This window comes from Candidatus Pantoea communis (assembly GCF_011752685.1).
Taxonomy (GTDB): domain Bacteria; phylum Pseudomonadota; class Gammaproteobacteria; order Enterobacterales; family Enterobacteriaceae; genus Pantoea; species Pantoea communis.
The window spans coordinates 235,678-247,889 of the sequence record NZ_VWXC01000005.1 but is presented as its reverse complement, the minus strand read 5'-3'; the positions used below and the strand labels follow the sequence as shown (position 1 = coordinate 247,889).

At 53.8% G+C, this 12,212-nt stretch carries 9 protein-coding genes; 3 read left to right on the top strand and 6 right to left on the bottom strand.

What is annotated here, in order from left to right; genetic code table 11:
• Positions 1-4 precede the first annotated feature (4 nt).
• From fae to F3J37_RS09645, 3 genes are read left to right on the top strand one after another with little or no spacing between them, the layout of a single operon-like run.
• Positions 5-505, top strand: coding sequence for a formaldehyde-activating enzyme (fae, locus tag F3J37_RS09655; protein ID WP_034820831.1), 501 nt, complete (start codon positions 5-7; stop codon positions 503-505).
• 13 nt (positions 506-518) lie between these two features.
• Complete coding sequence (locus F3J37_RS09650; protein WP_034820847.1) at positions 519-1,568, top strand: aldo/keto reductase; 1,050 nt, start codon at positions 519-521, stop codon at positions 1,566-1,568.
• Entirely contained in the window at positions 1,565-3,004 is a 1,440-nt protein-coding gene (locus F3J37_RS09645) for an NAD-dependent succinate-semialdehyde dehydrogenase (protein ID WP_166933178.1), read from the top strand. Before F3J37_RS09650 ends, F3J37_RS09645 begins: the two co-directional genes overlap by 4 nt.
• A 538-nt stretch (positions 3,005-3,542) precedes the next feature.
• Here the strand turns inward: F3J37_RS09645 and F3J37_RS09640 are convergent.
• From F3J37_RS09640 to F3J37_RS09615, 6 genes are all read right to left on the bottom strand, one after another.
• Positions 3,543-5,135: an ABC-F family ATPase gene (locus F3J37_RS09640; protein ID WP_097119365.1), complete on the bottom strand. Its 1,593-nt coding sequence runs from the start codon at positions 5,133-5,135 to the stop codon at positions 3,543-3,545.
• A gap of 185 nt (positions 5,136-5,320) precedes the next feature.
• Positions 5,321-5,722 carry an H-NS family histone-like protein gene (locus tag F3J37_RS09635; protein ID WP_034820857.1) on the bottom strand — a complete coding sequence of 134 codons (402 nt, stop codon included), beginning with the start codon at positions 5,720-5,722 and terminating at the stop codon, positions 5,321-5,323.
• 434 nt (positions 5,723-6,156) lie between these two features.
• A complete protein-coding gene (locus F3J37_RS09630) occupies positions 6,157-7,638 on the bottom strand; it encodes a sugar porter family MFS transporter (protein WP_166933176.1) in 1,482 nt (493 codons plus the stop codon).
• 268 nt (positions 7,639-7,906) lie between these two features.
• A complete protein-coding gene (locus tag F3J37_RS09625) occupies positions 7,907-9,424 on the bottom strand; it encodes an efflux transporter outer membrane subunit (RefSeq protein ID WP_166933174.1) in 1,518 nt (505 codons plus the stop codon).
• Position 9,425: 1 nt separating this feature from the next.
• Positions 9,426-10,994, bottom strand: a complete 1,569-nt coding sequence (locus F3J37_RS09620; protein WP_034820876.1) for a DHA2 family efflux MFS transporter permease subunit — start codon at positions 10,992-10,994, stop codon at positions 9,426-9,428.
• On the bottom strand, positions 10,991-12,121 hold the full coding sequence (locus F3J37_RS09615) for an HlyD family secretion protein (RefSeq protein ID WP_058961954.1): 1,131 nt from the start codon (positions 12,119-12,121) through the stop codon (positions 10,991-10,993). Before F3J37_RS09615 ends, F3J37_RS09620 begins: the two co-directional genes overlap by 4 nt.
• Positions 12,122-12,212: the final 91 nt, after the last annotated feature.

Genomic DNA, 12,212 nt, shown 5'->3' with positions numbered 1-12,212 from the left:
AATGATGGAAATGTATATCGGTGAAGGCTTTGCAGGCGACGGCGTTAACGCCTCGCATATCAATATCATGATTGGACCGCGCAACGGCGTGGTGGGTCAGGCGTTCTCCACCAGCCTGGCGACGCCTTCACAAGGCCACTGCCCGTTTATGGTGGTGATTAAACCCAATGTGCCAGCCAAGCCGATGACGCTGTATGTCAACAAAGCCGCTATCAGTAGCGATTTGCACGGCAATGCCACCTGGGGCGCATCACAGGCTGCGATTGCTAAAGCTGTAACCGAGGCGCAGTTGCAAGGCACGTTGCCGCCGGAAGCCGAAGATGAGTGGTGCATTGTCACCGCTAACTGGGTGAATCCTGGCTGTACCGATCTCGATGAAGTGTTCGCTAATAACTATCGCGCCTGCAAAGTGGCGATAGAAGCGGCCATGGAGAAGTTGCCGGGCCGCCAGCAGTTAATCAATGCTCTGCCCGAGTTGGGCAATCCCTTTTATTCCCCGAAGTAGCAGGAGTTGCAGCATGGAATACATCAAACTGGGCCACAGCGGTTTGCAGGTGTCGCGTCTTTGCCTCGGCACCATGAATATGGGCAGCAAGAGCTGGAAACCATGGATTTTTGATGAGGCGCAAAGCGAGCCGATTATTCGTCACGCGCTGGAAAACGGTATCAACTTTATCGATCTGGCTGACTTCTACTCCAGCGGTGCCGGTGAAGAAGTAGTAGGCCGTGTGCTCAAACGCATCGCCCAGCGTGATGAGTTGGTGCTGACCACCAAAGTGGGTTATCCACTTGGCGGGGGCCAGAACAATCAGGGCCATTCGCGTAAACACATTCTCGACAGTATCGATGGCAGCCTGCGCCGCCTCGGCACCGACTATGTTGATGTCTACATGCTGCACTATTTCGACGTGAACACACCGATCGAAGAGACATGGGAAGCGATGAACAGCATCGTGCGCAGCGGCAAAGCACGCTATGTCGGGGTTTCCACCATGTATTGCTGGCAGCTGGCGAAGATTTTGTGGTGCTGCGAGCGCAACGGGTTTGTGAAACCGATCAATATGCAGCTGCAGCTGAACTGCGCCTACCGCGAGGAGGAACGCGAAATGATGCCGTTCTGTCGCGATCAGGGCCTGGGGGTTTCCGTGTTTAGCCCATTGGCGCGCGGGCTGTTAAGCGGCGATGCGCAATCTATCCGCAATCAAACTGATTTCTTCACCCGTGAAATGTATGCCGATGAAGCTTCGATTCAGATTGCCGAATCCGTTGGCCGTGTCGCCGCTGCACGTGGATTAACCAGTGCGCAGATTGCTCAGGCCTGGGTGCTGTCCCATCCAGGCGTGGATTCGATGCTAGTAGGTGCAGACAGCGTCGCCCAACTCGATAGCGCCATCGCCGCGCTGCATACCCCGCTGGATAGCGAAGAGCGCTTCGAGCTGGAACGCAACTACACGCCGTGCGATGTGATCAACGATTACACCGCGGGAAAACGTATCGCCCGTCATAGCCGTGCTGCGCGCACGGTGTTTACGGATAACGCACTTCAATCTGCAAGGAATATCGCATGACATCTTCACTGCTGCGTACCGGCTGGTATTGCAATGGACAATGGCTGGAGAGCGATCGCACTTATGATGTGACCAACCCAGCCGACAACAGCGTGGTGGCGCAGGTCGCTAACGTTGGCGCGGCGGAAACCCACCGCGCGATTGATGCCGCCGCCGCCGCCCTGCCCGCCTGGCGTGCCTTAACCGCCAAAGCGCGCGCTGCGATCCTGCAGCGCTGGTATCAATTGATTATTGAGAATCAGGAACCGCTGGCGCAGTTGGTGGTGCAGGAACAAGGAAAAGTGCTGGCTGAAGCGCGTGGTGAAGTGCTTTACGCCGCCAGTTTTATTGAGTGGTTTGCCGAGGAAGGCAAGCGTGCCAACGGCAAGACGATCCCTTCAACTAAGGCCGGCAATCTGATCCTGACGCTGAAGCAGCCGGTGGGCGTAGTCGCCGCGATAACGCCATGGAATTTCCCACTGGCGATGTTGACGCGCAAGCTGGGCCCGGCGCTGGCCGCCGGTTGTACTGCAATCGTTAAACCAGCCAATGAAACACCGCTGTCGGCTTTTGCCCTGTTGGTGCTGGCGGAACAGGCGGGTGTTCCGGCTGGCGTGCTGAACGCGGTGAGCGGGGAAACGGTGGAGATTGGCCACACGCTAACGCACCACGATACGGTGCGGAAAATTTCTTTCACCGGCTCTACGGGTGTTGGCCAGTTGCTGATGCGCGATGCCGCGAGTTCAGTGAAGAAGTTGTCGCTGGAGTTGGGCGGTAATGCACCATTTATCGTGTTCGATGATGCCGATATTGATGCCGCAATCGAAAGCGCTATGGCAGCCAAATTCCGCAACAGCGGACAGACCTGCATCTGCGTGAACCGCTTTTACGTGCAGGATGGCGTGTATGATCAATTCGTCACCAAACTGGCTGCAGCGGCTAACGCGTTGAAAGTCGCACCGGGCCTGACACCGGGCGCACAGCAGGGGCCACTGATTCATCAGCGAGCCATGGAGAAGGTCGAAGCACATGTGCAGGATGCCTTGCAGCACGGTGCGCGTTTGGTTTGCGGCGGTGAGCGTCATGCGTTGGGTGGCAGCTTTTACCAGCCAACGGTGCTGGCCGATGCCAATGAGCAGATGCGTCTGGCACACGAAGAGACATTTGGACCGGTTGCGGCCTGCTTCCGTTTCCGTACGGAACAGGAAGTGATCAAGCGCGCCAACAACACACCGTATGGGCTGGCCGCTTATCTGTTTACGCGTGATCTGGCGCGGGCACTGCGCGTGACACCGCAACTGGAGAGCGGCATGGTTGGCGTTAATGAAGGGATTATCTCGACAGAGGTGGCGCCGTTTGGGGGTGTAAAAGCGTCAGGATTAGGACGCGAAGGCGCGGATGTTGGGCTGGAGGAGTATCTGGAAACCCAGTATGTGAATATTGGGCAGATTGGGTAGTTTGGCTTTTTCGCTGAAGGTCATGTGCTGGGTCAGATAAGGTCCGCCCGATCGCAAAGGAAACCGGCATCCATGCCGATCGGCTGGGCCATCCATGGCCCAGACGCTTTGCTCTTCGGGCGAACCTTATCTTCCCTTTAACCTATGGTGTTGCTGTATAGACCGCATCGGCCGTGCAGACTGAATTAACCAACAGAGAGCACAAATATTGATAAAGGCAGGAATGGTGGGTCCGGAGTAAAGCGTTCGCCGCAGGAATACGGCAGTCGAGGCTACAGGGATGTATTCACGCCGTCTTTACGGAGCGCCCCGCCATTTATGCCTGAAGGTGCAGAACTCTCAGGCGAAATGGCAAACCAGAACAATGCGCCCGCCGCAGGAATACGGCAGTCGAGGCTACAGGGATGTATTCACGCCGTCTTTACGGAGCGGCCCACCATTCATGCCTGACGGTGCAGAACTCTCAGGCGAAATGGCAAACCAGAACAAAGCGCCCACCGCAGGAATGCGGCGGGCGAAGCTATGGGTATGTAACGATTTAAACAATACCCTGACTACGCAGATAATCTTCGTAGTTGCCGGTAAAGTCGATAATGCGATCGCCCTTCATCTCCATCACGCGGGTTGCCAGTGAACTGACAAACTCACGGTCATGCGAAACGAAAATCAGCGTGCCTTCGTAACCTTCAAGTGCCAGGTTAAGCGATTCAATCGATTCCATATCAAGGTGGTTGGTCGGTTCATCCATGATCAAGATGTTCGGCTTCTGCATCATCAGCTTGCCAAACAGCATGCGGCCTTTCTCACCACCAGACAGCACTTTAGCAGGCTTCTTGATTTCATCATGACCAAACAGCAGACGGCCCAGAATACTGCGCACCGCTTGCTCGTCGTCACCTTCCTGCTTCCACTGACTCATCCAGTCGAAAACACTCAGGTCATCGGCGAAATCTTCTGCGTGATCCTGCGCATAATAACCAATCAGCGCATTCTCGGACCATTTCACAGTGCCGCTGTCAGGCGTTAATTCGCCGACCAATGTTTTCAGCAACGTGGTTTTACCAATACCGTTGGCACCGAGAATGGCCACTTTCTCGCCAACTTCAACCATCAGATTAAGCTTGCTGAACAGCGGTCCGTTATCGAATCCTTTCGTCAGTGCCTCAACTTCCAGCGCATTACGGAACAGCTTCTTATCCTGATCAAAACGGATATAAGGGTTCTGACGACTGGAGGCTTTCACTTCATCCAGTTTAATTTTATCAATCTGCTTGGCACGCGAAGTCGCCTGACGCGATTTGGAGGCGTTGGCACTAAAACGGCTAACGAATGATTGCAGGTCTGCAATTTGCGCTTTCTTCTTCGCGTTATCAGAAATTAAACGTTCACGCGCTTGCGTCGCCGCGGTCATATATTCGTCATAATTTCCTGGATACACGCGCAGTTCGCCGTAATCCAGATCCGCCATGTGCGTACACACCATATTCAGGAAGTGACGGTCATGCGAAATGATAATCATGGTACTGTTACGTTCGTTTAGCACCTGCTCCAGCCAACGAATGGTATCAATATCCAGGTTGTTCGTCGGTTCATCGAGCAGCAAAATATCTGGGTTTGAGAATAATGCCTGCGCCAACAGCACACGCAGTTTCCAACCTGGTGCGATTTCGCTCATCGGACCGTAATGCTGTTCCACCGGAATACCCACGCCCAGTAATAATTCCCCGGCACGAGATTCTGCGCTGTAACCATCCATTTCGCCGTATTCAACTTCCAGGTCGGCAACTTTATAGCCTTCCTCTTCGCTCATTTCTGGCAAAGCATAAATACGGTCGCGCTCTTCCTTCACCGCCCATAATTCGGCGTGACCCATAATCACCGTATCCAGCACGCTGAATTGCTCAAAGGCAAACTGGTCCTGACGTAACTTACCGATACGCTCGTTAGGGTCGAGTGAAACATTACCGTTGGTCGGTACCAGGTCGCCGCCCAGTATTTTCATGAAGGTCGATTTACCGCTGCCGTTCGCACCGATTAAACCGTAACGATTACCGCCGCCAAACTTAACGGAGATATTCTCAAACAGCGGCTTACTGCCGAACTGCATAGTAATATTGCTGGAAACTAACACGGCATTGACCTTTGTTACGCAGTGGAGGAAAAAACAGCGGGCATTATGCCAGAAAGCAGCACCGGGACGCCACCTCTGCGCCTGCAGGCAGCGAGCGAAGGCGCCAAACGCGTTGTTGCAAATAGAGAAATAAAAAAGCCGAAGACAACGTGGTCTTCGGCTCCCGCTTACAAGGATTGTGTCGATTATTTGATCAGGAAGCTGTCCAGGCTTTTACCAGAGTCCAGCGCTTTCTTAATCGCTGCTGGGGTACGGCCCTGGCCGGTCCATGATTTCTCTTCACCGTTCTCATCGGTGTAAGAATATTTAGCCGGACGCGGTGCACGCTTCGCGCGTTTTTTACCGGTTTCCAACGCACCCAGCAATTCGTTCGGGTCAATACCGTCAGCCAGCAGCATTTCGCGGTATTTAGACAGCTTTTCTTCTTTCTCGCGATTCTGCGCTTCTTCTGCATGAACTTCGTCGCGGCGCTCAGTCACCACCACGGTTAATTTCTCCAGAATCTCTTCCAGATCGGTCAATGGCAGTTCACGAGCCTGCGCACGTAATGTGCGAATGTTGTTCAGAACTTTAAATGCGTCACTCATCACAAGGTCCTTGCTTAAGGGGGGTTTAAATAAACTGTAGTGGCAAGATTACCCAATTCAAATAAAAAAATAAATTAATTTATGCGGACGGATAATTCCTAACTGATTAACGTATTCACAATTTGAGCGATATCCCCAGCGGGAAGCTTTAATTAACGGTGAATTAACAACAGCATTTTAGTACCACCGACTGGAACTGGTACCGATTTCAGAGGTTATTCCCGGCTGATAAACAAGCATTTAGCGGCTAATGCCTTGCCTGGCTGATGTGTGTTAGCAGATTAATGAAGATTAATGTTATGGCCGAAAATCTATTTTCACAGGTGATTATTCTATTTTCACAGTTGAGACCACAATCGCATTTTTATCCCCACTTATCGATAAAAAGCCAGTGCATGCACCGGCTTTTACCCTCATAAAAACGTCACCTCAGGTTACGAGCTTTTCTTCACAGCGTGCGTCAACTGCGGTTGCGGTTCTTCATTTGACAGCCAGTCGTGCAAATAATGCTCGATCTGTTCCAGCGAACGATTTCGTGTTTCCGGTACAAAGCGAACCACAAAAATGGCTCCCCCTATTCCGATTAGCGCAAAAATAAAGAACGCTCCCGATAAACCCACCGATGCCAACAGGATTGGGAACATCAGCGAGATAAGGAAATTAGCGATCCACATAGCAAACACGGCGCCGCCCATAAATATCCCACGCAGACGTGTAGGGAAAATTTCAGACAATAGCAACCAGGTCACGGGCGAGAGTGCACCTTGCTGGAAGCTCAAAAACATCAGCATTCCCAGCAACACCATATAACTGCGCAGAACATCAGGTTGACCATTTACCGTCTCCGGCATGAAATAACTGACGGCACCAATAAATACCAGACAGGCGGTACAGCCAAACTGTCCTAACATCGTCATGGTACGGCGCCCAATGCGCCCCAGCAGCCAGATACCGACGAAAGTCATTAATACTGAAATAACGCCATTGGCGATGGTGGCAATTAATGCTGCGTTATCGCTCATGCCCACGGCTTTTAACATGGTCGGAGCGTAATACATGATGGTATTCACCCCGGTTAACTGCTGTATGACCGCAATACCCACGCCAATCAAAAATAATTTAAACAGCCAGGGTTGACGAAGTTCACGCAGGCGTGGGCGCGTTTCATGTTGCTCTTCAGCTAAGGTTTCTTCTATTTCCGTGAGTTCCCACTCAACATCTTGTTTAGCTCGCGTGCGTTCCAGCACCTGACGCGCTTCTGCTAACCGCCCTTTCATCGCATACCAACGCGGTGAGTCGGGCATAAACAGCATGCCAAACCACAGCAGCACGGCAGGCACCGTCGCTACCGCCAGCATCCAACGCCAGGTGGTATCACCGCCCCATACCGCGTTAAAACCGGCGTTGGAGATGTAAGCCAACATCTGCCCGGAGACGATCATCAGTTCTTGCATGGTCACTAACTGGCCACGTTTGTTGGCGGGCGCCATCTCCGCGATGTACACCGGGACTGTCGCTGACGCGCCCCCCACCGCCACACCCAATACCAGGCGGAAGAAAATCATCCATTCAACGTCAGGTGCTAACGCGGTGCCGATTGCGCCAATGGCGAAAATCACCGCCAGCACCAGAATGATTTTTCTCCGCCCGGCCGCGGCGGCAAAGTGGCCTGATGCCAGGGCACCAAAAGCCGCGCCAAACAGCAGGCTGCTGGTGACCAACCCCGTGGTAAAGGGTGTCAGATGGAGATCGTTGCCCATAAATAACAGTGCGCCAGAAATCACACCGGTGTCATAGCCGAACAGCAACCCCCCTAAGGTGGCAATCATTGCTATCACCTTCACAAAGGGTTCAGTGCGCGTGCTGCTGTTCGGCCCTGATGCTTTGTTGGGGGTAAGGTAGTTTTCCCGCGGCATAATCCACTCCTTAACAGTAAGAGAAGATTTAAAAATAGTTTATTTCAACCAACAGGAATAATTATGAAATTTAAATTTTGCGCTACAGATCATAAACCCCGCATTTACATGCGGAGCAGATCACAAAAAGGGGCTTTACTGCGTGTAAATCGGTGAAGAGTGATCAGAGGGGAATTTGCATTTAGTCCAAAATGAAAACTTTCGTTTCAAAATGGGCGAATTGTGATGCCTGATGCTGGGGCAACCCGCAGACTGCCCCCTTTTACGACTAAGGCACCGCGGTGGCAGGGCCAAACACAGAATATTCCGGCAAATTAACGTTCTGATAAGGTTCCCAACCGCCGCCCAGCGCTTTGTACAACGCGACTAAATCCAGTGCACTCTGCATTCGTGCCTGTGTCGATTGTGCTTCTGCCTGCGCTAACTGACGCTGTGCGTCCAACACATCCAGGAAGCTGGAAATCCCCTGCTTGTAGCTATCACTGGCGAGATCAAATGCTCTCTGCAATGCGCCAGTGGTTTCATCCAGAGCTGTCACCTGCTGCTGATCGGCGCGATAACTGACCAGGGCATTCTCGACATCCTGCAACGCAGTCAGCACCGCCTGACGATATTCCAGCGCCGCATTGGCCTGCTGCGCGCGTGCCAGTTTCACGCTGGAGACCAAACGCCCGCCCTGAAAAATCGGAATGGAGAGCGAGGGCCCGATACTGTAGAAATGGCTGCTCCAGTCATCCAGATAGCTGGCATCGGTGTTGCGAACCCCGAGTTGACCCGTCAGTGACAGGCTGGGGAACAGATCCGCCACCGAGACGCCAATGTTGGCAGTCTGCGCATGCAGATTGGCTTCCGCCTGTCGAATATCCGGACGTCGTCGCGCCAGCGTGGATGGAATCCCCACCGCCACCATTTTCGGCAACGCCGGTAACGCTTTACTGCTCATCAGCTCGTTATCCAGTGCGCCCGGCGTTTTGCCCAGCAATACCGCTAAACCATTCATGGCCTGACGTTCCTGCGACTGATAGCCCGGCAATTGCGCGTTCAGCGAGGCAAGTTGTGCGCGCGCATTTTCCACATCGGTGAGCGGCGCCATGCCGTTACGCTGCTGGCTTTGCGTCAGTTCCCAGGTTTGCTGCGCCACATCGATTTGCTGCTGCAGCGTATTGAGTACCGCTTGCGCGCCGCGCAATTGCAGATAGGTACGTGCCACTTCTGCTTCGAGTGACACCAGCGCATCATTGCGTTGTTCGATGGCAGCCTGCTGCTGCGCATCTGCGGCTTCCATCTGACGGCGCACTTTGCCCCACAGATCCAGCTCCCAGCTGGCGTCAAAGCTGCCTTGATAAAGGGTGACAGAATGATCGAGGCCGTTCAGTTGATTGGCGACGTCACTGTCCACCTGATCGTAAACCCCGTTGGATTTCAGTATGCCTTTTAGGCCCAACTGCTGACGTGTGACTTTAGCCGAGCCATTGAGTGACGGAAAAAGCCCGCCGCGCGCCTGCGCCAGTTGCTCACGCGCGCCAGCAATGCGCAACACCGACTGCTGCAGGGATAAGTTACCGGCAATGGCGCGTTCAATCAGGCTATCCAGTTGTGGATCATTAAAGCTTTTCCACCACAGCGGGTTGGTGGCCGCCGATTGCGGTTTTGAGGCTTCCTGCGACGGCAAATCGCGATAGCTGCCCGGCGTCTGCGCATGGGGTGGCTGATAATCAGGGCCCACAGCGCAACCCGCCAGAAGCAGAGACAGCGCCAGCAAACTCAAGCGCGGAGAGGTGATCATCTTAGTGTGCTCCTGCACTGCCTTCGCTCTTGATCGGCGAAAGCAACCAACAAAATGGAATCAACAGCAAGGCCACAATACTCAGGCCCATAAATACGTCGATGTACGCCAAGATTCGCGCCTGTGCAATCATCTCTTTGTACAGCTGACCGGTCGCCAGCGTCAGGGGATCGCCCACCGCAGACGTAAAGTCGCGAATCGACTGCGCCCAATGCTGCAAAGTGAGATTGAACGGCTCGTTGAGCGGCGTCATGTTATGCACCATACTCGCCGACCGCGCCTGCATACGCTCAGTGATCCCCGCCGTTGCCAGTGAAATACCGATCGATCCCGCCACATTACGGAACATGGTAAACAATGCCGATGCATCCGCATTGAGCCGTTGTGGCACCGTAATAAAAGCAATGGTCGTCAGGGGCACAAACAGGAAACCCAGCCCTATCGATTGCGCACTGCGCATTAATACCAGGGTGGTAAAATCAACGTTCGGCGTCAAGGTCGTGGAATAGAAGAAGGCGCTGGCGAGACAGGTAAAACCGAAAGCAATGATGTAGCGTGTTTGCACAATCGGCATCAGCTTCAGCACCAGCGGAATGGTCAGGACGATCAATATCGCACCAGGCGAGAGCACCAGCCCCGACCAGGTCGCGGTATAGCCCAGATCCTGCTGCGCCAGTTGTGGAAGTACTACCGAACTGCCGTACAGAATCATCGCCATGCCTGCCATCAGCAAACCGGCCACCCAGAAGTTACGATCTTTCATGACCGTGATATCTACCACTGGTTTACGTGCATACAGCAGCCAGTAGACGGCGCCGACAATGCCGATCACCGCCAGCATGCAAAACAGGCGAATAAAGTGCGAGGCGAACCAGTCTTCATCTTCACCACGGTCAAGGAACACCTGCAAACAGCCGAGTCCAAGAGTGATCAAGCTGATACCGATGTAATCGATCTTCAGCTTGCCCTTCGCCCATTTACGCTCCCACGGTGGATCTTCCAGCAGTTGATAGATCGCCAGCACCGTTAAAATTCCGACCGGGATGTTAATGAAGAACACCCAGCGCCAGCTGTAGTTATCGGTGATCCAGCCGCCGAGTGTTGGGCCGATCACTGGCGCAACGATAATCGCAATCGAGGAGAGACCAAAAGCTTTGCCACGATCTTCCGCTTTAAAGTAATCGAGGAGCACCGATTGCTGCACCGGCTGCAAACCGCCGCCGAAAAAACCCTGCAACACGCGGAACAGAATGATTTGCCATAGCTCAGTGGCGATACCGCACAGGAACGAGCAGATGGTGAACATGACAATACAGATCAGGAAGAACTGTTTACGCCCAAACAAGCGGCTAAAGAAGGCGGAAATGGGCAACACAATGCCGTTAGCCACCAGATAGGAAGTCAGCACCCAGGTGGATTCGTCGTAACTGGAAGAGAGTGAGCCGGCAATGTGCGGTAGCGCCACGTTAACGATGGTGGTGTCGAGGATCTCCATAAACACCGCCAGCGTCACCGTGATGGCGACCAGCCAGGGATTGCTGGCCGGACGCCAGCTTTCGCTCGCACTCATTCGACGGTGACCTTCGGCTCAACCGACAGGCCCAGTGGCAATGGATGATTCGGATCCAATCCTTTATCGATGACGATTTTCACCGGCACGCGCTGCACAATTTTCACGTAGTTACCGGTGGCGTTTTCAGCCGGGAAGGTGGAGAAACGCGAGCCGGACCCCATCTGCACGCTATCAACGTGCCCTTCCAGCTTCATATCTGGCCAGGCGTCGATACTGATATCCACTTTGTCGCCGGGATTCATCCGCGCCAGTTGGGACTCTTTGAAGTTGGCATTGATCCAGATATCCGGCGACACCAGTGAAAACAGTGCCGTGCCAGCCTGTACCAGCGTACCGACCTGCACGTTGCGCTTGGTGACAAAGCCATCGTACGGGGCGCGCACTTGGGTATAAGAGAGATTCAGTTCGGCGGTATTGAGCTGAGCCTGCGCCTGCTCAACCTGCTGCTGGCGCGCTTCTACGTTGGTTTCCTGCTGACGAATCTGCAATTGCACCTGCGAAGCCACTTCGACCTGCGCTTTGGCGCTTTGCAGTTGTGCTTCAGCGGATCGCAGCTGCGCGGCTGCGGTATCGATGTTGCGTTGTGACGTCGCGCGCGGATCCACGCCGCGCTGACGACGATAGTCCGCCTGCGCATTCAAAAGATTGGCCTGCGCTTTGGCTTGATCGGCTAACGCCTGATCGCGCTGCGCAGGATACTGCACGCGTGACAGCGCTAACTGTGCCTGCGCCTGATGCAGTTGCGCCTGAGCCAGGCCAAGCTGGGCTTTAGCCTGATCGCGTTGGGCACTGGTATCGCGTGGGTCGATCTCCACCAGCAAATCGCCCTGCTTCACCCGCTGGTTATCTTTCACCAGCAGTTTCACCACATAACCGGCCGCTTTCGGTGCGATGGTCACGGCATCACCTTCGGTAAAGGCATCATCCGTGGATTCAATGTTGCGCGTGGTAAACCAGAACCACAGGCCCACCAACAGCATGATCACGACCACGATGGCGAGAATGACCAGTGGCTTTTTGCCGGGGCGTTTACGTTGTGGTTCGTTGTTGTCTTGACTGGAGTCTGAAGCGTGCTGCGCATCCTGCTGCTCGCGTGCGGGCGGCTGATTGTGGTTATCACTCATAGGTTATCATCGCTGGCTGTGATCCCGATCCACGGGCAAAAACGGTCAACTTAACCTTAGATCGAAAATTGACAAATGCCAGTACAACTTT

Excerpts from the sequence above, each read along its gene's own strand:
- fae (WP_034820831.1), top strand. The coding sequence starts at position 5 with ATGGAAATGTATATCGGTGAAGGCTTTGCAGGCGACGGCGTTAACGCC.
- F3J37_RS09650 (WP_034820847.1), top strand. The coding sequence starts at position 519 with ATGGAATACATCAAACTGGGCCACAGCGGTTTGCAGGTGTCGCGTCTT.
- F3J37_RS09645 (WP_166933178.1), top strand. The coding sequence starts at position 1,565 with ATGACATCTTCACTGCTGCGTACCGGCTGGTATTGCAATGGACAATGG.
- F3J37_RS09635 (WP_034820857.1), bottom strand. The coding sequence starts at position 5,722 with ATGAGTGACGCATTTAAAGTTCTGAACAACATTCGCACATTACGTGCG.
- F3J37_RS09630 (WP_166933176.1), bottom strand. The coding sequence starts at position 7,638 with ATGCCGCGGGAAAACTACCTTACCCCCAACAAAGCATCAGGGCCGAAC.
- F3J37_RS09625 (WP_166933174.1), bottom strand. The coding sequence starts at position 9,424 with ATGATCACCTCTCCGCGCTTGAGTTTGCTGGCGCTGTCTCTGCTTCTG.
- F3J37_RS09620 (WP_034820876.1), bottom strand. The coding sequence starts at position 10,994 with ATGAGTGCGAGCGAAAGCTGGCGTCCGGCCAGCAATCCCTGGCTGGTC.
- F3J37_RS09615 (WP_058961954.1), bottom strand. The coding sequence starts at position 12,121 with ATGAGTGATAACCACAATCAGCCGCCCGCACGCGAGCAGCAGGATGCG.